Origin of the sequence: Streptomyces sp. NPDC088910 (genome assembly GCF_044749865.1) — a bacterium.
Lineage (GTDB): Bacteria > Actinomycetota > Actinomycetes > Streptomycetales > Streptomycetaceae > Actinacidiphila.
The window spans coordinates 803,669-828,865 of record NZ_JBIVIV010000001.1; the positions used below are offsets into that span (position 1 = coordinate 803,669).

The 25,197-nt window shown below is 71.3% G+C and carries 23 protein-coding genes; 12 read left to right on the forward strand and 11 right to left on the reverse strand.

The window, feature by feature from the left end:
• The first annotated feature begins 54 nt into the window (after window positions 1-54).
• Genes ACIP4Z_RS03390 through ACIP4Z_RS03400 form a run of 3 tightly spaced genes read left to right on the forward strand, consistent with a single transcriptional unit; the run spans window position 55 to window position 3,004 of the window.
• Window positions 55-780 (forward strand): DUF1365 domain-containing protein, encoded by a 726-nt coding sequence (locus tag ACIP4Z_RS03390; protein ID WP_401305038.1) that lies wholly within the window; start codon window positions 55-57, stop codon window positions 778-780.
• Complete coding sequence (locus tag ACIP4Z_RS03395; protein WP_401304728.1) at window positions 777-2,165, forward strand: class I SAM-dependent methyltransferase; 1,389 nt, start codon at window positions 777-779, stop codon at window positions 2,163-2,165. Before ACIP4Z_RS03390 ends, ACIP4Z_RS03395 begins: the two co-directional genes overlap by 4 nt.
• Window positions 2,162-3,004, forward strand: a complete 843-nt coding sequence (locus ACIP4Z_RS03400) for a DUF1295 domain-containing protein (protein WP_391160471.1) — start codon at window positions 2,162-2,164, stop codon at window positions 3,002-3,004. Before ACIP4Z_RS03395 ends, ACIP4Z_RS03400 begins: the two co-directional genes overlap by 4 nt.
• A gap of 117 nt (window positions 3,005-3,121) precedes the next feature.
• Here the strand turns inward: ACIP4Z_RS03400 and ACIP4Z_RS03405 are convergent, their stop codons facing one another.
• The 3 genes from ACIP4Z_RS03405 to ACIP4Z_RS03415 are packed head-to-tail and all read right to left on the reverse strand — an operon-like array spanning window position 3,122 to window position 5,866.
• Window positions 3,122-4,522 (reverse strand): cryptochrome/photolyase family protein, encoded by a 1,401-nt coding sequence (locus tag ACIP4Z_RS03405; protein ID WP_401304731.1) that lies wholly within the window; start codon window positions 4,520-4,522, stop codon window positions 3,122-3,124.
• Window positions 4,515-5,285 (reverse strand): anti-sigma factor domain-containing protein, encoded by a 771-nt coding sequence (locus ACIP4Z_RS03410; protein WP_391160477.1) that lies wholly within the window; start codon window positions 5,283-5,285, stop codon window positions 4,515-4,517. The genes ACIP4Z_RS03405 and ACIP4Z_RS03410 overlap by 8 nt, the downstream gene beginning before the upstream one ends.
• A complete protein-coding gene (locus tag ACIP4Z_RS03415; protein ID WP_188280325.1) occupies window positions 5,282-5,866 on the reverse strand; it encodes a sigma-70 family RNA polymerase sigma factor in 585 nt (194 codons plus the stop codon). The genes ACIP4Z_RS03410 and ACIP4Z_RS03415 overlap by 4 nt, the downstream gene beginning before the upstream one ends.
• A gap of 294 nt (window positions 5,867-6,160) precedes the next feature.
• On the opposite strand from ACIP4Z_RS03415, the gene ACIP4Z_RS03420 reads away from it, so the two are divergent.
• Window positions 6,161-6,364, forward strand: a complete 204-nt coding sequence (locus ACIP4Z_RS03420) for an AlpA family transcriptional regulator (RefSeq protein WP_188280324.1) — start codon at window positions 6,161-6,163, stop codon at window positions 6,362-6,364.
• A 3-nt stretch (window positions 6,365-6,367) separates the two neighbouring features.
• Here ACIP4Z_RS03420 and ACIP4Z_RS03425 read toward each other — a convergent pair whose 3' ends face one another.
• The gene (locus ACIP4Z_RS03425; RefSeq protein WP_401304736.1) at window positions 6,368-8,590 is read right to left on the reverse strand and encodes an MMPL family transporter; all 2,223 of its coding nucleotides are present in this window, start codon (window positions 8,588-8,590) and stop codon (window positions 6,368-6,370) included.
• Window positions 8,591-8,660: 70 nt separating this feature from the next.
• Between ACIP4Z_RS03425 and ACIP4Z_RS03430 the strand changes: the two genes are divergently transcribed.
• Window positions 8,661-9,440 (forward strand): TetR/AcrR family transcriptional regulator, encoded by a 780-nt coding sequence (locus tag ACIP4Z_RS03430; protein ID WP_401304739.1) that lies wholly within the window; start codon window positions 8,661-8,663, stop codon window positions 9,438-9,440.
• A 27-nt stretch (window positions 9,441-9,467) separates the two neighbouring features.
• Here ACIP4Z_RS03430 and ACIP4Z_RS03435 read toward each other — a convergent pair whose 3' ends face one another.
• The 4 genes from ACIP4Z_RS03435 to ACIP4Z_RS03450 all read right to left on the reverse strand — a co-directional run bounded on the left by ACIP4Z_RS03435 (window position 9,468) and on the right by ACIP4Z_RS03450 (window position 15,398).
• Entirely contained in the window at window positions 9,468-10,349 is an 882-nt protein-coding gene (locus ACIP4Z_RS03435) for a DedA family protein (RefSeq protein ID WP_401304742.1), read from the reverse strand.
• A gap of 243 nt (window positions 10,350-10,592) precedes the next feature.
• Window positions 10,593-11,339, reverse strand: a complete 747-nt coding sequence (locus ACIP4Z_RS03440) for an SDR family oxidoreductase (RefSeq protein WP_355337035.1) — start codon at window positions 11,337-11,339, stop codon at window positions 10,593-10,595.
• A 425-nt stretch (window positions 11,340-11,764) separates the two neighbouring features.
• Window positions 11,765-13,054: a citrate synthase gene (locus ACIP4Z_RS03445; protein ID WP_188280320.1), complete on the reverse strand. Its 1,290-nt coding sequence runs from the start codon at window positions 13,052-13,054 to the stop codon at window positions 11,765-11,767.
• A gap of 124 nt (window positions 13,055-13,178) precedes the next feature.
• Entirely contained in the window at window positions 13,179-15,398 is a 2,220-nt protein-coding gene (locus ACIP4Z_RS03450) for an ATP-dependent RecD-like DNA helicase (RefSeq protein WP_401304746.1), read from the reverse strand.
• 206 nt (window positions 15,399-15,604) lie between these two features.
• Between ACIP4Z_RS03450 and ACIP4Z_RS03455 the strand changes: the two genes are divergently transcribed.
• On the forward strand, window positions 15,605-16,033 hold the full coding sequence (locus tag ACIP4Z_RS03455) for a DUF937 domain-containing protein (RefSeq protein ID WP_401304749.1): 429 nt from the start codon (window positions 15,605-15,607) through the stop codon (window positions 16,031-16,033).
• A gap of 229 nt (window positions 16,034-16,262) precedes the next feature.
• Here ACIP4Z_RS03455 and ACIP4Z_RS03460 read toward each other — a convergent pair whose 3' ends face one another.
• The 3 genes from ACIP4Z_RS03460 to ACIP4Z_RS03470 all read right to left on the reverse strand — a co-directional run bounded on the left by ACIP4Z_RS03460 (window position 16,263) and on the right by ACIP4Z_RS03470 (window position 19,464).
• Window positions 16,263-17,096, reverse strand: a complete 834-nt coding sequence (locus ACIP4Z_RS03460; RefSeq protein WP_401305040.1) for a sugar phosphate isomerase/epimerase family protein — start codon at window positions 17,094-17,096, stop codon at window positions 16,263-16,265.
• 65 nt (window positions 17,097-17,161) lie between these two features.
• The gene (locus ACIP4Z_RS03465; RefSeq protein WP_401304752.1) at window positions 17,162-18,316 is read right to left on the reverse strand and encodes a dihydrodipicolinate synthase family protein; all 1,155 of its coding nucleotides are present in this window, start codon (window positions 18,314-18,316) and stop codon (window positions 17,162-17,164) included.
• Entirely contained in the window at window positions 18,313-19,464 is a 1,152-nt protein-coding gene (locus tag ACIP4Z_RS03470; protein WP_355337026.1) for a Gfo/Idh/MocA family oxidoreductase, read from the reverse strand. The genes ACIP4Z_RS03465 and ACIP4Z_RS03470 overlap by 4 nt, the downstream gene beginning before the upstream one ends.
• A gap of 269 nt (window positions 19,465-19,733) precedes the next feature.
• Between ACIP4Z_RS03470 and ACIP4Z_RS03475 the strand changes: the two genes are divergently transcribed.
• The 6 genes from ACIP4Z_RS03475 to ACIP4Z_RS03500 all read left to right on the forward strand — a co-directional run bounded on the left by ACIP4Z_RS03475 (window position 19,734) and on the right by ACIP4Z_RS03500 (window position 25,178).
• On the forward strand, window positions 19,734-20,819 hold the full coding sequence (locus ACIP4Z_RS03475; RefSeq protein WP_401304755.1) for a LacI family DNA-binding transcriptional regulator: 1,086 nt from the start codon (window positions 19,734-19,736) through the stop codon (window positions 20,817-20,819).
• A gap of 86 nt (window positions 20,820-20,905) precedes the next feature.
• Window positions 20,906-21,871, forward strand: a complete 966-nt coding sequence (locus tag ACIP4Z_RS03480; RefSeq protein ID WP_401304758.1) for a GNAT family N-acetyltransferase — start codon at window positions 20,906-20,908, stop codon at window positions 21,869-21,871.
• 54 nt (window positions 21,872-21,925) lie between these two features.
• On the forward strand, window positions 21,926-22,636 hold the full coding sequence (locus tag ACIP4Z_RS03485; protein ID WP_355337020.1) for a VWA domain-containing protein: 711 nt from the start codon (window positions 21,926-21,928) through the stop codon (window positions 22,634-22,636).
• An 85-nt stretch (window positions 22,637-22,721) separates the two neighbouring features.
• A complete protein-coding gene (locus ACIP4Z_RS03490) occupies window positions 22,722-23,519 on the forward strand; it encodes a sugar phosphate isomerase/epimerase family protein (RefSeq protein ID WP_401304762.1) in 798 nt (265 codons plus the stop codon).
• A 5-nt stretch (window positions 23,520-23,524) separates the two neighbouring features.
• Complete coding sequence (locus tag ACIP4Z_RS03495; RefSeq protein ID WP_355337016.1) at window positions 23,525-24,448, forward strand: LysR family transcriptional regulator; 924 nt, start codon at window positions 23,525-23,527, stop codon at window positions 24,446-24,448.
• A gap of 7 nt (window positions 24,449-24,455) precedes the next feature.
• Window positions 24,456-25,178: a hypothetical protein gene (locus ACIP4Z_RS03500; protein ID WP_401304766.1), complete on the forward strand. Its 723-nt coding sequence runs from the start codon at window positions 24,456-24,458 to the stop codon at window positions 25,176-25,178.
• Window positions 25,179-25,197: the final 19 nt, after the last annotated feature.

Consider the following 25,197-nt stretch of genomic DNA (forward strand, 5'->3'; position numbering starts at 1 on the left):
GTGCATGACGGGACGGCGCACGACCCGGCGAAAGTGGAAGCGAAGCCGCAGGCGGTGGCGCCTTCGCTGTACGACTGTCGGATCGCCCACGCCCGTAACCGCCCCGTGCGGCACTCCTTCCGTATGCGCACCTATATGTGGCTGGTCGACGTGGACCGCATGCCCCGACTGCCGCTGCCGCTGCGCCCGCTGGCCGGTTTCCGGGCGCGGGACCACTTCGGCGGTACGGCGCCCACGGTCAGGGCGGGGCTCGACCGGTTCCTCGCCGCGCAGGGGGCGGCCCCCGCGGACGGCCGCGTGCTGATGCTCACGCACGCCCGTGTCCTCGGCCATGTCTTCAACCCGCTGACCCTGTACTGGTGCCACGCGCGTGACGGCACGCCCCGCCATGTGGTCGCGGAGGTCCACAACACCTATGGCGAGCGGCACTGCTATCTGCTGGCGCCGGACGCCGAGGGCCGTGCCTCGACCGCCAAGGAGCTGTACGTCTCCCCGTTCTTCCCGGTGGAGGGCGACTACCGCATGCGGGTGCCGGAGCCGGGAAACCGCCTTTCCGTGACGGTCCATCTGGAACTGGACGGAAAACGCCCCTTCACCGCGACCGTGAGCGGCGACCGCCGCCCGGCCACCGCGGCCGGACTGCTCCGGGCCGCTGTACGCCATCCGTGGTCGACGCTCCTCGTCTCCGCGGGGATCAGATTCCACGGTGTTCTGCTGTATCTGCGCGGCCTGCCCGTACGGCCGCGGCCAAGCCATCACGTTCAGGAGGGAATGCGGTGACCGTGTCATCCACTCCGGCCGCCCCGGTGACTGCCGGGGCCGCCGTCTCGCCCGTGTCGACGTCCAGGGTGCGCGCGGCGGTCGACGCCGAGCGCTGGCCGGACGTCGCGGCGGCGCCCCGCTGTTCGGCCGCGCGCGCGGCCGTCGCGGCCTTCCTCGTGCGCAGGGCGCTGGAGCGGCTGCCGCTGCGGGTGCGGCTGGCGGGCGCGGACGGCGACGACGCGGGCGAGGGCGCCCGCACGCTGGGGCTCGGCGGCCCGCTGATGCGGGTGCACGACCCGCGGTCCTTCTTCCGCCGGATCGGCGCCGAGGGCCTGATCGGCTTCGGCGAGTCGTACATGGCCGGGGAGTGGGACGCGGACGACCTGACCGGTGTGCTCACGGTCTTCGCCGACAACGTCGCCACCCTCGTACCGCCGTCCCTGCAACGGCTGCGCGGTGCGTGGGCCAGGCGGCGGCCGGAGGCGCAGCGCAACACCCGCGAGGGCGCGCGCGACAACATCCACCGGCACTACGACCTGTCCAACGACCTCTTCTCGCTCTTCCTCGACGAGACGATGACGTACTCCTCCGCGGTCTTCCGCGGCTTCCCTGCCGACGAGCACCTGCTGCCCGCCGCCCAGCACCGCAAGATCGACCTGCTGCTGGACGCGGCCGGGGTCGGTCCCGGCACCCGGCTGCTGGAGATCGGCACCGGCTGGGGCGAGCTGGCGGTGCGCGCGGCATCGCGCGGCGCCCGCGTGGTGAGCGTGACGCTCTCGCGCGAGCAGCGTGGACTGGCGCTGGAACGGGTCCGCGCCGCCGGGCTCCAGGACCGTGTCGAGGTGCTGCTGCGCGACTACCGCGAGGTCGAGGGCGAGTACGACGCGGTGGTCAGCGTCGAGATGATCGAGGCGGTCGGCCACGAGTTCTGGCCGGAGTATTTCCGCACCCTGGAGCGGCGGCTCGCGCCCGGCGGCCGGATCGCGCTCCAGGCGATCACCATGCCGCACGACCGGATGCTGGTGAGTCTTCCCACCTTCACCTGGATCCACAAGTACGTCTTCCCCGGCGGCATGATCCCCTCCGCCGAGGCCATCTCCGAGGTGAGCGGCGAGGCCACCGGGCTGCGGATCGTCAGCGCCGAGGCGTTCGGACCGCACTACGCGGAGACGCTGCGGCTGTGGCGCGAGCGGTTCGCGCGGTGCGCGGACGAGGTGGCGGCGCTCGGCTTCGACGCGGTCTTCCGGCGGCTGTGGACGTTCTACCTGGCCTACTCGGAGGCCGGTTTCCGCTCCGGGTACCTGGATGTGCGGCAGTTCGTGCTGGAGGGGGCGGCGGGGGCCACCGGGGAATCGGGGCCGACTGGTGCCGTGCACGCGGAAGACTCGGCGGCAGGCCGGTGAACGGCTTTCCGTGGGGCGCATTCTGCGTGAATCTCGCGGCGGCGGCGGGCGCGGCGCTCGCCGTGATGCTGGTGACCTTCGCGGTCGCGGTGGCCAAGGGCATGCACCGGGTGGTCGACGTGGCGTGGGGCGCCGCCTTCGCGGCGGTCGCCGTCGTGTCGTACGGGTTGTCCTCGGGGCACGGTGACGACGGGCGGCGGCTGCTGGTCCTGGTCCTGACCGTGGTGTGGGGGCTGCGGCTGGCCGGGCACATCGCCTGGCGCGGCCGTGGCCACGGCGAGGATCCGCGCTACGAGAAGATGCTGTCCAAGGTCCCGGCCGACCGCCGCAACGGGTACGCCTTCCGGATCGTCTACCTGCTCCAGGGTCTGCTGGTGTGCGTGGTGTCGCTGCCGGTGCAGGTCGCCTGCTATCTGCCGGGGTCCGTCGGCCCGGCGGCGGCGGTCGGCGCGGCGCTGTGCCTGGTCGGGCTGGTCTTCGAGGCGGTCGGCGACCACCAGCTCGCCCGCTTCAAGGCCGATCCCGCGCACCGCGGTCAGGTGATGGACCGCGGCCTGTGGGGCTGGACCCGGCACCCCAACTACTTCGGCGACTTCTGCGTCTGGTGGGGGCTGTACGTGCTGGCGTGCGACGGCGCCCGCTGGTCGTCGGCGGCGGGCGCCGTCGTGCTGGCCGTGCTCGGCCCGCTGACCATCAGCTTCCTGCTCCTGCGGGGCAGCGGGAAGCCGCTGCTGGAACGGCACATGGCGCAGCGGCCCGGCTACGCCGAATACGTCGCCCGGACGAGTGGTTTCTTCCCGTGGCCGCCGCGAAAGGGCGGTGTTGACGGGCGGGCGTAGTCGGCGGCAGCCGGGCCGCTGGGGGCACAGGTCGTGGTGAGCGGGTCGGCTCCGCTCGGTTCGGCGGTTTCGGTGGGCTCGGTGGCTCGGTCGGTTCGCGGGTTCGCGGGTTCGCGGTCAGTCGTCCAGGCCGCGGGCCCGCGAGAAGCGGGCGTGCCCTTCGCTCAGGGCCACGATCGGGTCCGGGTAGTCGAACCGCTCCCGTTCCGGACCCGACAGCTTCCACGGCTGGTGCACTGCCGCCCCCTCCAACTCGGCCAGTTCCGGAACCCAGCGCCGCACATAGTCGCCGTCCGGGTCGAAACGGGCCGCCTGGAGCAGCGGGTTGAGCACCCGGTTGGGCCGGGTGTCGGTGCCGGTGCCCGCCGACCACTGCCAGTTGAGCTGGTTGTTGGGGATGTCGCCGTCGACCAGCAGGTCCAGGAAGTGCCGGGCGCCGACCCGCCAGTCCACGTACAGCGTCTTGGTCAGGAAACTCGCCACGAGCAGCCTGCCCCTGTTGTGCATCCAGCCCTCGTGCAGCAGTTGGCGCATCGCGGCGTCCACGATGGGGTAGCCGGTGCGGCCCTCGCGCCAGGCGGTGACCTCCTCGGGCGCGGTGCGCCAACGGTCGTGCCGGGAACGGTAGTCGCGGTGCGCCGCGTCCGGCCGCGCGGCGAGCACCTGATGGTGGAAGTCGCGCCAGGCGAGCTGCCGGATGAACGCCTCCGCGCCCCGGCCGCTCACCGACCGCGCCCGGTGCACGAGTTCGGTCGCGGACACGCACCCGAAGTGCAGATACGGCGAGAGCCGGGAGGTCGCGTCACCCGCCAGGTCGTCGTGCTGGTCCGCGTAACCCTCCAGGCCCGAACGCCACCAACTGCCCGCAAGCTTGCGACCCGCCGTCTCCCCGCCGGGCGGCAGGCCCGGCGACGGCTGCCCGCCGCCCGGCCCGGTCAGCTCGGCGGCGGAGGGCAGCGCGGCGGACTTCACGTCCTCGGGCACGGTGACCTTGCGCGGCGCGTCCAGCACGCGGCGCTGGGGCTCGGCGCCCCAGCGCCGGAAGTACGGTGTGAAGACGGCGAAGTGGTCGCGGCCCACGGGGGTGACGGCGCCGGGCGGGGCCGCGGTGACCACGGCCTCGTGCACCACCACCTCGCAGCCCGCCTCCGCCAGGGCCTTGCGCAGCCGGTCCTCACGGCGCAGGGCGTAACCGCTCACCCCGGCCGCGATGTGCACCTGCCGCGCCCCGCTGTCGCCGACGGCCCGGACGACCTCCTCGACGACGTCGCCGCGCCGCACGACCAGCCGCCCGCCGCGCGCCCGCAGGCCCGCGTCCAGGTCGGCCAGGCAATCGGCGAGGAACGCCGCCCTGTTCGGCACCGCGAATCCGGCCCGCGCGATGCCCTCGTCCACCACGAACAGCGGGACCACGCTCCCGGCCGCCGCCACCGCCCCGGCCAGCACGGGGTTGTCGTGCAACCGCAGGTCCGCGGTGAACAGCGCGATGGACGACCCGGTCCGCGACGTCTCAGGCACGGGCCGCCGCCGGGAACGTCACCAGCGCCAGCGGGGCACTCGTCGGCTGCTGCGAGCCGCCGGCCGGTTCGACCGTCACGCCCACCCCGGAGGCGTTGTCGATCCGCCCGTCCAGCACCACGGCCTGGTCGGTGGCTGACGGGTCCATCAGACCCGCCGGCCGCATCTTCCCGCCGTCGTCGAACCACAGCTCGTACGTCTTCCCGGCCGCCGGCGTCGGCATACCGGCGGCCAGGAAAGCGGCCTTGCCCAGGCTCCGGGAGACCACCACGGTCGCGGTCGTGCCGGTGCTGAGCTTCCGCGTGGTGCTCGCCGCGTCGGGCGCCGAGAGCACCTGGGAGAGCTCGCCCGCCCGCTGCTCGGCCTGATTCGCCCGCTGCCTCGCGTCGTCGGCGGCCTGGTGCTGCCAGACGGCCACCCCGCCGAGCCCGACCACTCCCGCCATGCACGCGGCCAGCGCGTAACGCGGCAGCCGCCGCGCCCCGGCCACCCATCCGGCGAGACCGCGCCGCTCCTGCCGCGTGACGACCGGCGGCTCCTGCCGCACGGCGGCGACCCGGCGCAGCACCTGCTCGCGCATGTGCGGCGGCGGCACGACCGAGGCGGCCAGCGCCAGCCGGGTGGCCGTCGCGGACAGCTCACGGACCTCCTGCGCACAGGCCGAGCAGTCGGCGATGTGCCGTTCGAATTCCTCCCGCTCACCGTCGGGCAGCGCGTGCACCGCGTACGCACCGGTGAGGGTATGCAGATCGGCGGTCGTCATGCGCTCACTCCCAAGCAGTCGCGCAGGCGGATGAGTCCGTCCCGCAGTCGGGTCTTGACGGTCCCCAGCGGAGCCGCGAGCAACTCGGCGACCTCCCGGTAGGTGAATCCCTGGTAGTAGGCGAGCGTCACCGACTGGCGCTGCAATTCGGTGAGCGTCCGCATACAGCGTCGCACCTGCTCGCGCTCCAGCCGTGACTCGACCTGTTCCGCGACCTCGTCGAAGGCGGGGGTGTGCTCAAGCAGCGCGGCCTTGTGCTCCCGGTCGGAGGACGCCTGCGCGGAACGCACCCGGTCCACCGCGCGACGGTGGGCCAGCGTCATCACCCAGGTCATGGCGCTGCCTCGGGATGCCTGGAAGCGGGTCGCGGTCTGCCAGACCTCGACCAGCACCTCCTGGGCGACCTCCTCCGACTGCGCGGGGTCGCGCAGCACCGAGCGCACCAGCCCCAGCACGGGCCCGGCCACCGCGTCGTAGACCCTGGCGAACGCCGCCTCGTCGCCGCGGGCGACCGCGACCAGCAGCTCCTGGAGGTCGGGGCCGGCGCCTGCGACGCCGTCCAGCCGTACGGCTTCCCTCATCTGCGATCCATCCCGTCCCGACTCACCCGCGCAAGTCTCCGACCGGTATTCGGAGCCGAGGGGTGGGCGGATTGCCCGCTCGCTGATTTCCTCCGGTCTCAGCCCGCCATCGTGCCCCCTTTCACCGCCACGGTCCGGACGACCTGCGCGGTCGTTACCCGTTCGCCACATTTGTCACCGTTACGCGGGTTCCGTGTCACAGAAGATCAACAAGCCCATGCGGTGACGCTCACCTGTCGTTGGCCGGACGAAGGTGCTGATCAACAGCAGCCCCGCCGTACGGAGGTACCTGGGATGACCGACCGGACCCTGTGGTCGTACGCCGAGATCGCCGCGCACATCCGCGTACAGGTCGACACCGTCCGCTCCTACCGGAAGCACGGGCATCTCCCGCCGCCCGATGTCGTCGAGGGCGGCAAGCCCTTCTGGTACGCCGATACCGTCAGGGCCTGGAGTGCCCGGCGGCCGGGAAACCGCGGCCGCCGGGATCCGGACTGAGCCTCAGTTCCGCGTGGCCGGCTCGGGGTCCCGCCGCTCCCGCGAGGAGCGCGGGGCCTTCGTGCCCTCCGCCGCCTCCTGGCCGCCGCCCTCCGATATGCCGAACCGGTCGTGGAAGCGGCGCAGCACCGGCGGCGCCCACCAGGTGGCACGCCCGGTCAGCCGCATCACCGCGGGCACCAGCAGGGTGCGGACCACCATCGCGTCCATGAGCACCGCGAGCGCGATGCCGAGCCCCAGCATCTTGGTGTTGGCCACCCGCGACGTGCCGATCGCGACCATCACCACGGCCAGGATCACCGCCGCCGCCGTGATCAGTCCGCCGGTCCGCTTGAGCCCGAACTCGATGGACGCCTGGTGGTCGCCGCCCCGGTCGTACTCCTCCTTGATCCGCGAGAGCAGGAACACCCCGTAGTCCATGGAGAGTCCGAAGGCCACGCAGAACATCAGCACCGGCAGGGTCGTCTCGATGCTGCCGGTGGCCGTGAAGCCCAGCAGTCCGGACAGATGACCGTCCTGGAAGACCCACACCACCGCGCCGAACATCGCGGTGAGACTCAGCGCGTTGAGCAGCACCGCCTGGAGCGGGATGATCACGCTGCCGGTGAGCAGGAAGACCAGCAGCAAGGTGACCAGGGCGATGATCCCGGCCGCCCATGGCAGCCGTTGGCCGATGGTGTCCTTGGTGTCCACCAGGACGGCGGCCTGGCCGGTCACCGAGGCTTTGAAGTCCGTGGGCACGGCGCGGATCGCGCCGACCAGGTGCTGGGTGCCGGCGTCCACCGCCTCGCTCGTGGACAGCACCGTCATATAGGCGGCGCCTGAGTCCCGGGCAACGACCGGCCCCTCGACCCGGACCACGCCGGGCAGGGCGGCCACCCGCTTCTCGTATCCGGCCAGTTGGGACCGGTCGGCGCCTTCGGCCAGCACCGTGATGGCGCCGTCGGGACTGCCGGGGAACTCCTGGCGGATGTGCTGCTGCACCACATGGGACTCGGCCGCCGAGGGCAACTGCCGATCGTCCGCGGCGCCGAAGCGCACCTGGAGGAAGGGCAGCCCGAGCAGCAGCAGGCCCGCGACCGCGCCGATCGCGAAGAGCGGCGCCCGGCGCATCACCAGCCGGGCGAAGGCGGCGTATCCCGCACCGGGGTCGCTCGCGGGCCTGCGGCGCAGTGCCTTGCGCAGATCCAGCGCGTTGACCCGGTCTCCGAGCAGGACCAGGCAGGCGGGCAGCGCGATCAGCGCCGCGGCGGCGGCCAGCAGCACCACGGCGATCCCCGCGTAGGCGAAGGAGCGCAGGAAGTACTGCGGGAAGACGAGCATCGCGGCGAGCGAGGCGGCGACGGTCAGGGCCGAGAAGAGGACGGTACGGCCCGCGGTGCGCAGGGTCACTCCGACCGCCGCGCGCGGGGTGAGTCCAGTCGCCAGCTCTTCGCGGAATCTGCGGACGATGAACAGGGCGTAGTCGATCGCGAGGCCGAGGCCGAGCGCGGTGGTGAGATTCTGCGCGAAGACCGAGACGTCGGTGAACGAGGTGATGGCGCGCAGCACCGCGTTGGTGCCGAGGATCGCGATGATGCCGACGCCCAGGGGCAGCAGTGCGGCGATGGCGCTGCCGAAGACCATGACGAGCAGTATCAGGGTGACGGGCAGGGCGATCATCTCGGCCTTGACCAGGTCGTCCTGGATGGTGCTCTGCAATTCGTGCCGGACGGCGGCCGAGCCGCCGACGCTCACGTCGACCGGTCCGTGCTCCCCCCGGTAGGCGGGGGCGATCCGTTTGACGGCGGTAGCCACCGCGTCGTCGTCGCCCTTGAGCCGGGCGGTGATCATCGCCGAGCCGTCGTCCTTGGCGCGCAGCACCGGCGCGTGGGTGCCCCAGTAGGAGGTGACGCCGGTGACGGCCGGATCCGCGGCGAGCTTGCGGGCCAGCTCCTGCCCCTGCGCGGCCACGGCGGGGCTGTCGACTCCCGCGCCCTTGGCGTCGACCAGCAGGACCAGATTGGGCTGGGAGGCGGGGAAGTGGTCGGCGAGCGCCGCGGTCGCGTACGAGGACTCGGAGTCGGGCGCTTCCCAGCCGCCGCTGGCCAGCCGGTCGGCCACGCCTCGCCCGGCGACGACCGCGAGCGCGGTGAAGAGGAGGGCGAGCAGCAGCGTCAGCCTGGGCCGGGCCGTGACGGCCCGCGTCCAGCCCCCGACCTCGGAGTCGTGGTTGACATCAGCCATGACAAAAGGTGTCCTCTCCCCGTAGTGCGACGTAGAATCGCAAATGCGAACTGTCGCTCGCGTTTCAAGAATGCGAGTGACCGCTCGTGTTTGTCAATACCCCTGGGGAGTCACCGTGTCCGAGGCGGAAGAGCGGCAGCCGCGCCGTCGGCAGGCCCGCGGCGAGCGGCGTGTCACACAGCTCCTCCAGGCCGCCGCCAGCGTGTTCTGCGCGCTGGGCTACACGGCGTCCAGCACCAACGCGATCGCCCGCGAGGCGGGGGTGTCGCCGGGCACGCTCTACCAGTTCTTCCCGAACAAGGAGGCCATCGCCGTCGAGCTGGGCAGCCAGCTCGCCAAGGAGATGGAAGCTACCCACGGCCGGGTCTTCACCGTCGAGAACGCCCTGCTGCCGCTGGACGAGATGATCGACGCCGTCGCCGGCCCCTTCATCGAGTTCAACTGCGCCAACCCGGCCTTCCTCGCCCTGATCAAGGGCCCAGACACTCCCGGCAAGGTCGCCGAGGGCCACGACGAGCTGCACGCGTCACTGCTCGCGCGCCTCACCGAACTGCTCGGCGTGCGTCAGCCGTCGCTGTCCACAGCGGAACGCACGCTTGTGGCGCAGATGTCCTTCGCGATGTTCAAGGCAGGACTCGACCTCGTCGTCCAGCACGAGGGCGAGGAACGGGACGCGTACGCGCGGGAGATGAAGGGGATGCTCTACCGCTATCTGGCGCCCTACCTGGGCACTGGGGCGGTCACCGGTCAGGGCACGGCCGCCGCCCCCGCCGCAGCCCCCGCCCCGGACAAGGGCACCGCCCCGGGCAAGAGCCCAGAAGACAGCACGGACACCACCGCCGCGCGCTGACTCCGGGTCCGGGGGCTCGGCCGAAGGCTACTTGCCGCGGCCGGCCGAGAAACAGGGAAATCCGCCCCGGTCCTTGCCCGGTGGCGGACTTGTGCGCGCGACAGTGGCGCCTGTGACGGATGTCGACGTGGTGGTGGCCGCTGCCCCTGGTCCCGCGGGCAGGCCACCGGCCGGTCCCGTACCACCACCGCCGGAGGGTCCCGGTACGACCACCGCGTCACCCGCGAAGGACGCCCGTACCACCATCGAGGGAGGCCGGGTCGCCTCGCGCTCCCCCACCAGGCGTGGATCGCGGCGCTCACGCGCCCGCGAGACCCACTGCACCAATGTGCCGATACCGGCGACGAGCATCGATATACCGAGCCCCAGGCAGAGGGCGAAGAAGGAGTTGGAAGCGGCTTTGCCGCTGAAATAACCGGCTCCGACGGAATAGCTGGCCCAGACGGCCTCCGCGACACCCGCGCCCACCGCGTAACGCCGGGCGGGATAGCGCACGACACCCGCCGCGAGACCGCCTATCACTCGGCCGCTGGGCAGAAAGCGCACGCCGATCACAAAGGGCACACCGTGCCGCTGTATCCGCAGGGCGGCCCATCTGAGCAGCGCCGCCCGGCGTTCGTTGCGCTCCATGCGGGCCAGGACACGGCCGCTGAGCGCCCGGCCGGTGCGGTGGATCAGCATGTCGCCGAGGACCGCGCTGCCCGCCACCACCAGCAGCACGAGGGCGATGTCCAGCCGTCCCTCGGCCGCCATCACTCCGCCGGTCACGAGCAGCACGGAGTTGGGCACGAGCGGCGGGGCCGTGGTGAGGGCCAGTACCGCGTACGCCCAGAAGACGTGTCCACCTCGCAGGTACTCAGCGAGACCCGAGGTGAAGTCCAGTGACGACACGTTCAGTGCAACGTCCATTCCACCGCCCCTCTTCCCGCCCCCGGGCTTCAAAACTGACAGCGGCCGGTGGGACGGGGCAAGGGGGTTTCCCGTGGATCAGGGGATTCCTCGGGGGCTCCCAGGAGAATTCATCCTGAGGGTCCAGTCGGGCTACTCCTCAGGGAGTACGGGCGCGCCTGTCACGGAACGCGGAATGCTCCCGGCGCACTGGACCACCGGAGCACAGGACCTCCGGAGCACAGGGACCACCCGGTCACCGGGTCACCGGCCGAGCAGTTCGCCGCCGTTGCACTGAAGGATCTCGCCGGTGATGAAGCCGGCCTCGGGGGACGCGAGGAAGAGCACGGCCGCCGCCACGTCGGCGGGGTGGCCGACGCGGCCCACGAGCGTGCGCCCGGCCCGCCGGGTCAGCTCGGCGTCGTTGAGCCGCGAGCCGAAGAATTCGGTGCCCGCCACGGTGCCGGGCGCCACGATGTTGCACGTGACGCCCTGCGGGCCGAGCTGGGCGGCCAGCGAGTGGTTCCAGGCGTGCAGGGCGGCCTTGGAGGCCCCGTAGGAGCCGCCGCCGCGCAGCGCGGCCACCGAGGTGACCGTGACCACCCGGCCGCTGTCGGTGAAGCGGTCCCGCAGCGATTCGGTCAGCAGCACCGCGGTCAGCACATTGCGCTCGAAGTCGCCGCGCCAGCGGGCGAGCACCCCGTGCGGGCCCGCGCCGATCGCCAGCTCCCGGCTGCCCGCGTTGTTCACCAGGACGTCGACCTGCTCGGGCAGGTGCCGGAGCGCCGCCTCTACGTCGTCGGGGTCGGCCAGGTCGCAGGCGACCGGGGTGACGTCCAGCCCGCGTTCCCGGCGCAGCTCCTCCGCGGTGGCGTGCAGGACCTCACGGCGACGGCCGACGATCGTGACGTGGTGGCCCTCCTCGGCGAAGCGGATCGAGATCGCCCGACCGATGCCCGTACCCCCGCCGGTCACGACGACGCTGCGGCCCGCTGTCCCGTTCTGTGCCATGTACTCCGCCCCTCATGAGGAGACAGCACGCTACGGGATCGCCCCATACCGCCCGCGAGCGGGGTAGCCTGCGAAAACGCCCCCTTTCGAAGAGACGTAGATCACAGGGCTTGGAACGTAACCATTACGGTGGTTCGTGGGTCTTATGTCTTGAGCACCGCGCTCCCGGCGGAGCCGGTGGGGGGCTGCGGAACGGGCTGTCTTGGGGGACGGCCCGGGAATGCGTCGCCGGGGCGATGTCCGGGGAGCTTTGAGCGGCCCTCCCGGGCCGCACTCGTCCCGGCACGGCGCAGCCGCCGAAAGACGCCCGGTCGGACCCGTGGGGGGATCCGTTCCGGGAACGGGAGCGCCCCGTGCCGGACCCGTGGGGGGATCCAGCGCGGGGCGCTTCTTCATGCGTGGTGGGGCCAGGCTCAGCCCGTGGTTCAGCGGCCCTCGACGGGCACGTAGTCGCGGATCTCGACGCCCGTGTAGATCTGCCGCGGACGGCCGATGCGGGAGCCGGGCTCCTTGATCATCTCGTGCCACTGGGCGATCCAGCCGGGCAGCCGCCCGATGGCGAACAGCACGGTGAACATGCTGGTCGGGAAGCCCATGGCCCGGTAGATCAGGCCGGTGTAGAAGTCCACGTTCGGGTACAGCTTGCGCGAGACGAAGTAGTCGTCGCCGAGCGCGTGCTCTTCGAGCTTGAGCGCGATGTCCAGAAGCTCGTCGGACTTGCCGAGCGCCGACAGGACGTCGTGCGCGGCCGACTTGATGATCTTCGCCCGGGGGTCGAAGTTCTTGTAGACGCGGTGTCCGAAGCCCATGAGCTTCACACCGTCTTCCTTGTTCTTCACCTTGCGGATGAAGGCGTCCACGTCGCCGCCGTCGGCCTGGATGCCTTCCAGCATCTCCAGCACCGACTGGTTGGCGCCGCCGTGCAGGGGGCCCCACAGCGCGCTGATACCGGCCGAGATCGAGGCGAACTGGTTCGCCTGCGAGGAGCCGACCAGCCGGACCGTCGACGTCGAACAGTTCTGCTCGTGGTCGGCGTGCAGGATGAAGAGCTTGTCGAGGGCGCTGACCACGACCGGGTCGAGCTCGTACTCCTCGGCCGGCACGGAGAACGTCATGCGCAGGAAGTTCTCGACATAGCCGAGGTCGTTGCGCGGGTAGACCACCGGCTGACCGACGGACTTCTTGTACGCGTACGCCGCGATGGTCGGCAGCTTGGCGAGCAGCCGGATCGTGGAGAGGTGGCGCTGCTCGGGATCGAACGGGTTGTGGCTGTCCTGGTAGAAGGTCGACAGCGCGCTCACCACGGACGACAGCATCGCCATCGGGTGGGCGTCACGGGGGAAGCCGTCGTAGAACCGTTTGACGTCCTCGTGCAAAAGGGTGTGCTGGGTGATCTCGCCCTTGAACTCGGCCAGCTCGTCGACCGTCGGCAGTTCGCCGTTGATCAGCAGGTAGGCGGTCTCCAGGAAGCTTCCGCGCTCGGCGAGCTGCTCGATCGGGTAGCCGCGGTAGCGCAGGATGCCTTCCTCACCATCGAGGAAGGTGATCGCGGACTTGTAGGCCGCAGTGTTGCCGTAACCGCTGTCCAGGGTGACCAGCCCGGTGTCGGCGCGCAGCTTGCCGATGTCGAAGCCGTTGTCACCGACGGTGCTGTCAACCACCGGGTAGCTGTACTCGCCGTCCCCATACCGCAGTACTACAGACTTGTCGCTCACGTCATTCCCTCACCGACGGTGTTGCCTCTTCTTCGAGGTGCCCTGACGAGGTCCACTGTCCCCCATTTGGCACTGGCGTGTGCACTCGGGGTCGGCCATCGGGCCGAAAGGTGGCACTCAGTGCCTATTTTGCGCCCCTGGACAGCCGGTGGTCGAGAGCCGTGAAGCGCTTTCCCGCCGACACCGTCCGCACCGCCTGACCGATGGCGCGACGCGATCCGACCAGCACGACGAGCCGCTTCGCCCTGGTCACAGCGGTGTAGAGCAGATTGCGCTGCAGCATCATCCAGGCACTGGTGGTGACAGGGATCACCACGGCCGGATACTCACTGCCCTGCGAGCGGTGGATCGTCACCGCGTACGCGTGGGCCAGCTCGTCCAGCTCGTCGAAGTCGTACGGGATCTCCTCGTCCTCGTCGGTGTGCACGGTGAGGCGCTGCTCGACGGTGTCCAGCGCGGTGACCACGCCGACCGTGCCGTTGAAGACGCCGTTCGCGCCCTTGTCGTAGTTGTTCCTGATCTGCGTGACCTTGTCGCCGACCCGGAAGGTCCGGCCGCCGAACCGGCGCTCGGGCAGGTCGGGCCGCGCCGGGGTGACGGCCTGCTGGAGCAGTCCGTTGAGCACGCCCGCGCCCGCGGGGCCCCGGTGCATCGGCGCGAGCACCTGCACGTCCCGGCGCGGGTCGAGCCCGAAGCGGGCCGGGATGCGGCGGGCCACCACGTCCACGGTCAGCCTGGCCACCTCCTCCGAGTCCTCCTCGGCGAAGAGGAAGAAGTCGGGCAGGCCCTGAGTGAGCGGCGGGACACCGGAGTTGATCCGGTGCGCGTTGGTCACCACCCCGGACTGCTGGGCCTGCCGGAAGATACGTGTGAGCCGCACGGCGGGCACGGGGCCGTCCGCCGCGAGCAGGTCACGCAGCACCTCACCCGCGCCGACGCTCGGCAACTGGTCCACATCGCCGACGAACAGCAGGTGCGCGCCCGGCGGCACCGCCTTCACCAGCTTGTTCGCCAGCAGCAGGTCGAGCATCGACGCCTCGTCGACCACCACCAGATCCGCGTCCAGCGGCCGGTCCTTGTCGTACGCCGCGTCGCCGCCCGGCTTCAGCTCCAGCAGCCGGTGCACGGTCGAGGCCTCGGCGCCGGTCAGCTCGGCCAGCCGCTTGGCGGCGCGGCCGGTCGGGGCAGCCAGCACCACCTTGGCCTTCTTCGCGCGCGCCAGCTCCACCACCGAGCGCACGGTGAACGACTTGCCGCAGCCGGGACCGCCGGTGAGCACCGCGACCTTCTCGGTCAGCGCCAGCCGTACCGCCTCCTGCTGTTCCGGTGCGAGATCGGCCCCCGTCCTGGTCGCCAGCCAGGCCAGCGCCTTGTCCCACTCCACGTCCCGGAAGGCGGGCAGCCGGTCCTCCGGTCCGCGCAGCAGCCGCAGCAACTGGGCGGCGAGCGATATCTCGGCCCGGTGGAAGGGGACCAGGTAGACGGCCTTCACCTGTTCCTCGTGCCCGTCCGGCGAGGGCACGCTCTCCCGGACGACGCCCTCCTCCTCGGCCAGCTCGCCCAGGCAGTCGATCACCAGCCCCGTGTCGACCTGGAGCAGCTTCACCGAGTCCGCGATCAGCCGTTCCTCGGGCAGATAGCAGTTGCCGCCGTCAGTGGCCTGCGACAGGGCGTACTGCAATCCGGCCTTGACCCGCTCCGGGCTGTCGTGGGGTATCCCGACCGCCTGCGCGATCCGGTCCGCGGTCAGGAAGCCGATCCCCCAGACCTCGGCGGCCAGCCGGTACGGCTGGTTCTTCACCACGGAGATCGACGCGTCCCCGTAGCCCTTGTAGATCCGCACGGCGATGGAAGTGGACACCCCCACTCCCTGGAGGAAGACCATCACCTCCTTGATCGCCTTCTGCTCCTCCCACGCGGCGGCGATCAGCTTGGTGCGCTTGGGGCCAAGCCCCGGCACCTCGATCAGCCGCTTCGGCTCGCCCTCGATGATCTCCAGCGTGCCGGTGCCGAAGTGGTCGACGATCCGCTCCGCGATCCTCGGCCCGATGCCCTTGATCAGCCCCGATCCCAGGTAGCGGCGTATCCCCTGGATCGTGGCCGGCAGCACCGTCGTGTAGTTCTCGACACTGAACTGCTTGCCGTACTGCGGATGCGAGCCCCAGCGGCCGTGCATCCGCAGCGACTCCCCCGGCTGCGCCCCCAGCAGCGCGCCGACGACCGTCAGCAGATCCCCCGAGCCACGGCCGGTGTCCACCCGCGCGACCGTGTACCCGGTGTCCTCGTTGGCGTAGGTGATCCGTTCCAGGACGCCGTCCAGCACGGCCAGCCCCGACTCGCCCATGCCCGGCCTCCCTTCCCGGCCCTCCCGTTGGTGATCTGTTCCGAAGGTACCGGTTGGCTCGGACACCCCGTTGCCGCCCTGTGGATAACTCTCCGGCGGCAACTCCCCCTGTGGACAACGCCGCTCGGGCCACCCGGCTGCGGCCCTTCACGCGTTCGGCCGAACTCCGGGGGCCGCCGCTCGCGCGCCCGCGTAGCGTCCGGCACATGAGCGACCGACCGCTGCAGGACGAAGTGCTGACCGAGCTGGGTGACGAGCGGCTTCAGGAACTGGCCGATCGGCTCGGCACGGACACGGACGCGGCTCGGCAGGTCGTGGGCGCCTCGGTCGGTTCGCTGACCGGTGTGGTCACGGATGAGGCGGTGACACCGGGCGGGACCGCGGAGTTGAGCCAGGCGCTGGAGCAGGCCGCCTCGGAACCGGAGCCGCTCACCGGGGTCGCCGGTTTCGCGGGGCTCGGCACGGGCGTGGGCGGCGGTCTGCTCACCACAGTGCTGCGCAAGGCGACCGCGCCGACGGCCCGCGCGGTGTCGAAGCGGACGGGTCTTCCGGTGGCGGCGGTCACGGGGGCGCTGGAGACGCTCATTCCCGTGGTGGCGACGGTGCTGGCCAAGCGGGCCCGCCGGGCGAAGTGAGGCGGACGCGGCGAGCCGCCCCGGCGGTCACAGCGTCCGCACAGAGATACGAAAGAGGTCCGGCACAAGGCCGGACCTCTTTCGTTTCCCCCCTGCTACCCCCGAAGCCCCCCTCGGGCGCATTTCCCTCTCGGCTCCGTGAAACCCCTCCCAGGAGCCTTGATGCCCAGTAAGACCACCGACCCCCCGGAAGGGTTGTACGACGGATGCGTAATCTCTCAAGTTTTTTTCAGAGAACGTGCCGGAGGTACCGATCGGCGATCTCGGCGACCAGTTCAGCGCCGTCCCTGGCCCACAGCGCGGGGTTGAAGATCTCCACCTCGACCGGCCCGCGAAAGCCCGTCGCGTCCACCCGCTCACGCAGTCCCCGCAGGTCGACGCAGCCGTCACCGAGCTGTCCCCGCCCCAGCAGCACCCCCTCCGGCAGGGGCGTCACCCAGTCGGCGACCTGGAAGGACGCGATCCTGCCTCCCGCTCCGGCCCGGACGATCTGCGTAGGCACCATGTCATCCCACCACAGGTGATACGTGTCGACCACGACACCCACCTGGTCCGCGGGGAAGCGCTCGGCGATGTCCAGCGCCTGGCCGAGCGTGGAGACCACACACCGGTCGGAGGCGTACATCGGGTGCAGAGGCTCGATCGCGAGCCGTACCCCGCGCTCCGCCGCGTAGGGCGCCAGCTCGCCGATCGCGTCGGCGACCCGCTCCCTGGCGGCGGCGATGTCGCGGTCGCCCGCGGGCAGGCCGCCGGAAACCAGCACCAAGGTGGCCGTTCCCAGCGTCGCCGCCTCGTCGATCGCCGCGCGGTTGTCGTCCAGCGCGGTCGCCCGCTCCGCCGGGTCGGTCGCGGTGAAGAATCCGCCGCGGCACAGCGATGTCACGGTGAGCCCGCTGTCCCGCATCAGGTCCGCTGCACGCTCGACGCCGTACTCCCGCACCGGCGCCCGCCACAGCCCCACCGAGCCGATCCCGGCCGCCACGCAGCCCTTGGCCAGCTCGGGCAGCGACCACTGCTTGACGGTCTCCTGGTTGATGCTCAGCCGCGAGAGGTCGCCGGTCACGTCGCTGTGCACGTCGTCGTGAGAGGCGGATGCGGAGGACTCGGGGTCGGGCGACGTCGGTACGGTCATGCGTCCACTCCGTATACGGCGAGCAGGCCGCGCATCCGAGCCTCGGCGAGTCCGGGGTCGGGGAACAGGCCGATCCGGTCGGCCAGTTCGTAGGCGCGGGCGAGATGCGGCAGGGAACGGGCCGACTGGAGACCGCCGACCATGCTGAAGTGCGACTGGTGCCCGGCCAGCCAGGCGAGCAGGACGACACCGGTCTTGTAGAAGCGTGTCGGTGTCTGGAACAGGTGCCGGGACAACTCGACGGTGGGGTCGAGGACGCGGCGGAAACCGGCGTCGTCCCCGGTGTCGAGGGCGCTGACGGCAGCCGACGCCAGGGGCGCGAGCGGGTCGAAGATGCCGAGCAGCGCGTGGCTGAAGCCCTGTTCGTCGCCCTCGATCAGCTCGGGGTAGTTGAAGTCGTCGCCGGTGTAGCAGCGCACGCCCTGCGGCAGGCGGCGGCGCAGTTCGACCTCGCGCCGCGCGTCGAGCAGCGAGATCTTCACGCCGTCGATCTTGTCCGGGTGGGCCTTGATGACGTCGAGGAAGGTGTCGGTCGCCGCGTCCAGATCGTCGCTGCCCCAGTACCCGGCGAGCGCCGGGTCGAACATCGGGCCGAGCCAGTGCAGGATCACCGGGTCACCGGCCTGACGCAGCAGCCGCCCGTACACCTCCAGATAGTCCTCAGGGCCCTTCGCGACCGCGGCGAGGGCGCGGGACGCCATGAGGACGGCCTGCGAACCGGTCGCCTCGACGAGCGCCAACTGCTCCTCGTAGGCGGCGGCGACCTCGTCCAGTGTGGCGGCGGGACCGGTGAGCTGGTCGGTGCCGACACCGCAGGCGATCCGGCCGCCGACGGCGCGCGCCTCGGCCGCCGACCTGCGGATCAGCTCCGCCGCGCCCGCCCAGTCGAGCCCCATGCCGCGCTGCGCGGTGTCCATGGCCTCGGCCACGCCCAGCCCGTGCGACCACAGATGGCGGCGGAAGGCGAGAGTGGCGTCCCAGTCGACGGCCGCGGGCTCGTCCGCCGCCGTCCGCAGCGGGTCGGCCACGACATGGGCGGCGGAGTACACGACACGGCTGCGCAGCGGAAGATCCGCGCTATAGGTGACGGATTCCGAACGCGGCACATAGGTGCGCGTTTCACCGGACGCGTCCGGCAGCAGGATGCTCACAGGGCCAGCTCCGGAACCTCGAAGCGGCGGCCCTGCGCGGAGGAGGCCAGGCCGAGTTCGGCGAGCTGGACGCCCCGGGCACCGGCCAGCAGGTCCCACTGCCAGGGCTCGTCGAGCGCGACGTGCCGCAGGAACAGCTCCCACTGGACCTTGAATCCGTTGTCGAAGTCGCCGTTGTCCGGGACCTCCTGCCACTGGTCCCTGAAGGACTCGGTGGCGGGCAGGTCCGGATTCCACACCGGCTTCGGCGTGGCGGAACGGTGCTGGACGCGGCAGTTGCGCAGCCCGGCGACCGCGGAGCCGTGCGTGCCGTCGACCTGGAACTCCACCAATTCGTCGCGGTTGACGCGCACCGCCCAGGAGGAGTTGATCTGTGCGACGGCGCCGCCCTCGAGTTCGAAGACACCGTAGGCGGCGTCGTCCGCGGTGGCGTCGTACGGCTTGTCCTTCTCGTCCCAGCGCTGCGGGATGTGGGTGGTGGCCAGCGCCTGGACGGTACGGACCCGGCCGAACAGCTCGTGCAGCAGGTACTCCCAGTGCGGGAACATGTCGGCCACGATGCCGCCGCCGTCCTCCGAGCGGTAGTTCCAGGAGGGGCGTTGGGCGCTCTGCCAGTCGCCTTCGAAGACCCAGTAGCCGAATTCGCCGCGGATGGACAGAATCCGGCCGAAGAAGCCGCCGTCGATGAGCCGCTTGAGCTTCAACAGGCCCGGCAGGAAGAGCTTGTCCTGCACGACGCCGTGCTTGACGCCCGCGGATGTGGCGAGCCGGGCGAGTTCCAGCGCTCCGTCGAGTGAGGTGGCGGTGGGCTTCTCGCAGTAGATGTGCTTGCCCGCGGCGATGGCCGCCTTCAGCGCGGTCTCGCGGGCCGCGGTCACCTGCGAGTCGAAGTAGATGTCGACGGAGGGGTCGGCGAGGACGGCGTCGAGGTCGGTCGACCAGTGCTCGATGCCGTGCCGCTCGGCCATGGCCCGCAGCGCGTGCTCGCGCCGGCCCAGCAGGATCGGCTCGGGCCACAGCGTGGTGCCGTCGCCGAGGTCGAGTCCGCCCTGCTCACGCAGGCTCAGGATGGAGCGGACCAGGTGCTGCCGGTATCCCATCCGCCCGGTGACGCCGTTCATGGCGATCCGCACTGTCCTGCGTGTCACGTGACAAGTCCTCTCGTCGCTGCCGGGTGCAGGGAACGCGCCCACGGTCACCAGCACGGCGATAGCAAGCGCTTTCTTCTCGTTTACGCTAGCTGTCACGGCCTGCGTTCGACAAGAGTCTCCTGGTGGTGAATGGAAGCGCTTTCTCTCACATGCGCCACCGCTCCCTCTCGCGTCCACGAAGTGAGACCATGTGCCCCTGCGAGCGGGAACGCGCACCTCACGGCGCCCCTCGCGCCCACCGCCCCCTGCAGAAGGACCGGACCGAGATGGCAGTGACTCTGGCCGATGTGGCGGCGCGCGCCGGAGTGTCGTCGGCGACCGTGTCCCGTGTTCTGAACGGCAACTACCCGGTCGCGGGAAGCACTCGGGAGCGGGTCAGGCGCGCCGTCGCCGAACTGGACTATGTCGTCAACGGCCAGGCGCGGGCCCTCGCCGCCGCCACCTCCGACCTGGTCGGCGTCCTCGTCAACGATGTCGCCGACCCCTTCTTCGGGCTCATCGCGAGCGCCGTCCAGGCCGAGATCAGCGCGGGCGCGGCGCCGGGCGGCGGCAAGCTCGCCGTCGTGTGCAACACCGGCGGGTCCCCCGAGGCCGAACTCACCTATCTCACGCTGCTCGAACGCCAGCGCGCGGCGGGCGTGGTCCTCACCGGGGGCGCCGTGGAGAGCGCGGAGCACACGGCGGCGGTCGCCGCGCGGCTCACCCGGCTCGCCGCGTCCGGCGCCAATGTCGTGCTGTGCGGCCGTCCCCCGCTGACCCTGCCGGACAGCGGGCTCGTCGCGGCCACCGTCGCCTTCGACAACCGCGGCGGCGCGCGGCGGCTGACCGAGCACCTGCTGTCCCTGGGCCACCGCAGAATCGGTTACGTGACGGGGCCGGTCGAGCGCAGCACCTCCCGGCACCGGCTGGAGGGCCACCGTGCGGCCCTGGCCGCGAGCGGCACCCGGATCACCTCGGATCCGGAGGCGTACGCGGAGCGGCTGACGGTGCACGGGACGTACGACCGGGCGTCGGGTTACGACGCCGCGCTCGAACTGCTGCGGCGGGACGCGGGTCTGACCGCGATCGTGGCCGCGAACGACACGGTCGCGCTCGGCGTGTGCGCGGCGCTGCGGGACCAGGGGCTGAGCATTCCCGGTGACGTGTCGGTCGCCGGATTCGACGATCTGCCGTTCAGCGCCGATGTCTCCCCGGCCCTGACGACGGTCCGCATTCCCTTGCAGGAGGCGGGCGCGCGAGCCGGGCGGTTGGTGATGGGGCGGCTGTCCCCGCCGCCGGGCGGGGTCGCCACGATCCGTACGGAACTCATGGTCCGCGGGTCGACCGCGCCGCCGTCGGGCCGGTCCGACTGAAGTTATCCACAGGTTTCGGAGGGGTCTTCCGCCCGGCCCCGCGTCCGCCTACCTTTGACTCAGGCAAAGGAAATGGGGGATTGATCATGGCCGTCCGGGAGATCCGCGAATTCAACCGCTTCTACACCAACCTGATCGGCGCGCTCGACTACAGCCGCCACCTGCACACACCGTTCACCCTCACCGAGGCGCGCGTGCTGTACGAGCTGGCGCACGCCCCGCGGACCGACGCGGCCGACCTGCGGGTGGAGTTGTCGCTGGACGCGGGCCATCTCAGCCGGATGCTGGCCAAATTCGAGGAACGGCAACTGGTCACCCGCGGCCCGTCAGAACAGGACGCCAGGCGGCAGCGGATAGAGCTGACCACGCACGGGAGGCAGGCCGCGTCGCTGTTGGAGGAGCGGTCGGAGGAAGCCGTCGGCTCGCTGGTGGACCGCATACGTCCGCAGGACCGGCCGCGGCTGTCCGAGGCGATGCGGACGGTTCGGGAAATACTGCGCGACAACACCGTCAGCGGCGACAGCGGTGGCGACGGCCGTGCCCCGGCCACCGGCGGCGAGCCGTCCGCGTCGCGGGTCGTGCTGCGCGGCGCGCGCCCCGGCGATCTGGGGTGGTCCATCGAGCGCAACGCGGAGGTCTACGCGACGGAGTTCGGGTGGAACGAGGAGTACGAGGCGCTGGTCGCCCAGATCGTCGCGGACTTCGCCGCCCATCGCGATCCGGAGCGCGACGCGGTGTGGATCGCCGAACTCGACGGACAGCGGGCAGGCTGCGTCTTCTGTGTACGCGACAAGGAGCCGGGCACCGCGCGGCTACGGCTGCTGCTGGTCGATCCGGCCGCCCGGGGACACGGCATAGGCAAGTTGTTGGTGGACGAATGCATCGCCTTCGCCCGCTCCGCCGGCTACACCGATCTGGTCCTGTGGACCAATGACATACTGGCCGGCGCCCGAACGATCTATCAGCGCGCGGGATTCGAACTCGTCGCGGAGCAGCGGCATCACAGCTTCGGCCGCGAACTCATGGGGCAGGACTGGCACTTGGCGCTGTAGGGGACAGCGCCGCGGGGCCGACACGACATCGCAGACACAGTATAGGGGGATTCCATGGCGATTTCGATGCAGAAGGTGGAGCAGACCGCGCCCGGTCTGGTCAGCCTCTACAAGCAGGCGGCCGTCAGCCTGGACAAGCACCGGCTGTCGGGCGAAAGCGCCGCGGTCTATCTGGTGCTCGACCGCTCGGGCAGCATGCGGGAGTTCTACAACGACGGCACCGTCCAGCATCTCGCCGAGCAGACACTCGGCCTGGCCGCGCATTTCGACGACGACGGCATCGTCCCCGTCGTATTCTTCTCCACCGAGGTCGACGGTGTGGACGAGGTGTCGCTGACGCGGTACGGCGGCCGGATCAACAAGCTCAATGAGGCGTACGGCCATATGGGTCGCACCAATTACGCGGCTGCCATGGAAGCGGTCATCGAGCACTATCAGCGGTCGGGGTCGACGGCGCCCGCGTTCGTGGTGTTCCAGACCGACGGCGGGCCGATCAACAAGGGCGCGACCATCGAGGTGCTGTGCAAGGCGGCGAAGCTGCCGATCTTCTGGCAGTTCGTGGGATTCGGGGACGACGAATTCCGCTTCCTGCGGCGGCTGGACGAACTGCCGGTACCCGCCAAACGGGTGGTGGACAACGCGGGGTTCTTCCCCGCGGGCAAGGACCCGCGATCGATATCCGACGCGGTGCTGTACGACCAGCTCATGGCGGAGTTCCCCGACTGGCTGGCGGCGGCCCGCGCGCAGGGCATCGTCGGCGGCTGAACAGGTGCCGAGCAGGGGCTGAACACGGGTCGGGCGGGGCCGAACGCGGTTGACCCGGCAGGAAGCGGTGCCTAGTGTCCGGCGAATGAAACTCGCCTTCTCCACTCTCGGCGTCCCGGCCCTGCCCATCGAGCAGGTGGTGCGGCTCGCGACGGAAAACGGCTTCCACGGCGTCGAATTGCGCGCCAGCGACGAGGAACCGGTCCACCCCGGTCTCTCGGCCGGTGAACGCGCCGACGTGGTGGAGCAGTTCGGCAAGGCCGGGGTCGAGATCCTCACCGTGGCCGCCTACGCCAAGGTGGCCGCGTCCGGGGACGACCAGCCGGTGCTGGACGAGATCGGCGCGGCGATGACCCTCGCGGCCGATCTGGGGGCCGCCTATGTGCGGGTGTTCCCGGGCGGAGGCGACACCGAGTCGCATGAGGCGGACGCGGTCGCCGCGCGCCGGCTCGCAGCGGTGGCGCCGGTCGCCGCCGACCTCGGGGTGCGGGTGCTGCTGGAGACCCATGACTCGCACCGCGGCGGCGCCGATGTCGCGCGGATCCTGGGCCTGGTCGGACACCAGGGGGTCGGCACGATCTGGGACGTGATGCACACCTGGCTGGCGGGTGAGCAGCCGTCCACGACCTATCCGGCACTGGCCCCTTACCTGGGCTATGTCCAGGTCAAGGACATCGCCTCGGCGGCGGACACCACACCGCTGGCGCTGGGGGCCGGGGTGCTGCCGCTGGCGGAGACCGTCGAGGTGCTGAGCCGGGCGGACTGGGACGGCTGGCTGTGCTGGGAGTACGAGAAGCGCTGGTATCCGCAGGTGCCGGAGTTGACGGCGCTGCTCGGCCCGGCGCGCGAGCACCTGTCCCGGTTGCTGGCCGACTCGGCCTGAACGGCATGCTCGATCTGGCGCGGCTGAGGGCGCTGCACGCGGTGCACGTCCACGGGTCGGTGGGCGCGGCGGCCGAAGCGCTCGGCTACACGCCGTCGGCAGTCTCGCAGCAGATCTCCAAGCTGGAGCGGGAGACCAGGTCCGTGCTGCTGGAGCGGCACGGGCGCGGGGTGGCGCTCACGGACGCGGCGCATCTGCTGGTGGAGACCGCGCAACGGCTGATGTCGATCGTGGAGGCGGCCGAGGTCACGCTGGAGGAGCAGCGCGGACGGCCCACGGGACGACTGACGCTGGCGGCCTTCCCGACGGCGGCCTGCGGGCTGCTGCCCGGAGTGCTGGCGGAACTGACCGCGGCGCACCCCGCGTTGGAGCTCCGGCTGCTGGAGGTGGACGCCCATCTGTCGGTGGACCTGGTGGCGCGCGGGGCGGTGGACCTGGCCGTGGCGCACGACTGGGACATCGCGCCGCTGCCCGCGCCGCCTGGCTTGGAGCGGGCGGTCATCGGGGACGACCGGTGCGACGTGCTGGTCCCTGCCGGGCATCGGTTGGCCGAGCGGGCGTCGCTGACGCGGGCGGATGTGGCGCACGAGCGGTGGATCTGCCAGCCGCCGGGGTCGGTGTGCCACGACTGGCTGGTGCGGACGTTGCGGGAGGCCGGGACGGAGCCGGACATGGCCTTCCAGGTCGGCGAGTACGGGACGCAGTTGGCGCTGGTGGGGGCGGGGCTCGGTATCGCGTTGGTGCCGAGGCTGGGGCGGGGACCGGTGCCCGAGGGCGTCGCGGTCGTACCGCTGGAGCCCGCTCCGGTGCGGCGGCTGTACGCGCTGTGGCGGACGGGGGCCGCGCGCAGGCCCTCGATCGTCGCGGCGGTCGACACGTTGAGGTCGCATTGGGCGGCTGGGCCCGGATCGGCCGCCGAGGACGGATGATCGGGGCATGCGCCCACGATTTCCGCACCGTCCGCCGCGCCCGCAGCCGGGCGGTGACCATGCCCCTGAGGCCATCGCGGAACCGGGCGGGGTCGGGGACCGTCACACCGGCATGCTGACCGTGAAGGTGAATCAGCGCGGAGCGGCCTGGGCCGTGGCACTGGCCGTTTCGCTGACCTTGGGTGCCGTCGCCTGCGGGAGCGGCACCTCGGACGCGGCGGACGGCGCGCCGTCCAGCACAACCGGGCCCGTGACGCCGAGCGGCGACACGACCACCGCGCCGCCGACGACCACCGAGCCGACGACCGCGACGCCGACGACCGGTGGCCCCACCACGGGCGGGGCGACGCCGGGGACGGGGTCGATCGCCAGTCGCGTCGTGTACTTCTCGTCGTCGGTGCGGGCCGTCGCGGGGACGCACGAGGTGCTGCGCGACCGGGGCGAGTTGGACCGTTTCGCCACCACCGTGGCGCACAACGACGGGAAGACGGCGGCGGAGATCTCGGCGGGCGGGGCGGCGACGGACTTCGGTCGGTACGTGCTGGTCGGCTGGACCGAGTCGACCGGGTGCAGCGCGGCCACGTCGGCGACGCTCGGCGTGGCGGGCAACTCGCTGAAGCTGCGCGTCGAGCAGCCGACGCCGACGGCGGAGTGCCTGACGGACTTCCGCGTGACGGCGGTGTTCGAGGTGCCGAAGGACCGGATCCCGGCGCGACCCGCCTTCGGCTGACCGAAGGCGGGACGCCAGG

What these genes read in the sequence shown, in the direction of transcription:
- ACIP4Z_RS03410 (WP_391160477.1), bottom strand. Translation starts at nt 5,285, where the DNA reads ATGACGACCGCCGATCTGCATACCCTCACCGGTGCGTACGCGGTGCAC.
- ACIP4Z_RS03415 (WP_188280325.1), bottom strand. Translation starts at nt 5,866, where the DNA reads ATGAGGGAAGCCGTACGGCTGGACGGCGTCGCAGGCGCCGGCCCCGAC.
- ACIP4Z_RS03420 (WP_188280324.1), top strand. Translation starts at nt 6,161, where the DNA reads ATGACCGACCGGACCCTGTGGTCGTACGCCGAGATCGCCGCGCACATC.
- ACIP4Z_RS03425 (WP_401304736.1), bottom strand. Translation starts at nt 8,590, where the DNA reads ATGGCTGATGTCAACCACGACTCCGAGGTCGGGGGCTGGACGCGGGCC.
- ACIP4Z_RS03430 (WP_401304739.1), top strand. Translation starts at nt 8,661, where the DNA reads ATGCGAGTGACCGCTCGTGTTTGTCAATACCCCTGGGGAGTCACCGTG.
- ACIP4Z_RS03435 (WP_401304742.1), bottom strand. Translation starts at nt 10,349, where the DNA reads ATGGACGTTGCACTGAACGTGTCGTCACTGGACTTCACCTCGGGTCTC.
- ACIP4Z_RS03440 (WP_355337035.1), bottom strand. Translation starts at nt 11,339, where the DNA reads ATGGCACAGAACGGGACAGCGGGCCGCAGCGTCGTCGTGACCGGCGGG.
- ACIP4Z_RS03450 (WP_401304746.1), bottom strand. Translation starts at nt 15,398, where the DNA reads ATGGGCGAGTCGGGGCTGGCCGTGCTGGACGGCGTCCTGGAACGGATC.
- ACIP4Z_RS03455 (WP_401304749.1), top strand. Translation starts at nt 15,605, where the DNA reads ATGAGCGACCGACCGCTGCAGGACGAAGTGCTGACCGAGCTGGGTGAC.
- ACIP4Z_RS03475 (WP_401304755.1), top strand. Translation starts at nt 19,734, where the DNA reads ATGGCAGTGACTCTGGCCGATGTGGCGGCGCGCGCCGGAGTGTCGTCG.
- ACIP4Z_RS03480 (WP_401304758.1), top strand. Translation starts at nt 20,906, where the DNA reads ATGGCCGTCCGGGAGATCCGCGAATTCAACCGCTTCTACACCAACCTG.
- ACIP4Z_RS03485 (WP_355337020.1), top strand. Translation starts at nt 21,926, where the DNA reads ATGGCGATTTCGATGCAGAAGGTGGAGCAGACCGCGCCCGGTCTGGTC.
- ACIP4Z_RS03490 (WP_401304762.1), top strand. Translation starts at nt 22,722, where the DNA reads ATGAAACTCGCCTTCTCCACTCTCGGCGTCCCGGCCCTGCCCATCGAG.
- ACIP4Z_RS03495 (WP_355337016.1), top strand. Translation starts at nt 23,525, where the DNA reads ATGCTCGATCTGGCGCGGCTGAGGGCGCTGCACGCGGTGCACGTCCAC.
- ACIP4Z_RS03500 (WP_401304766.1), top strand. Translation starts at nt 24,456, where the DNA reads ATGCGCCCACGATTTCCGCACCGTCCGCCGCGCCCGCAGCCGGGCGGT.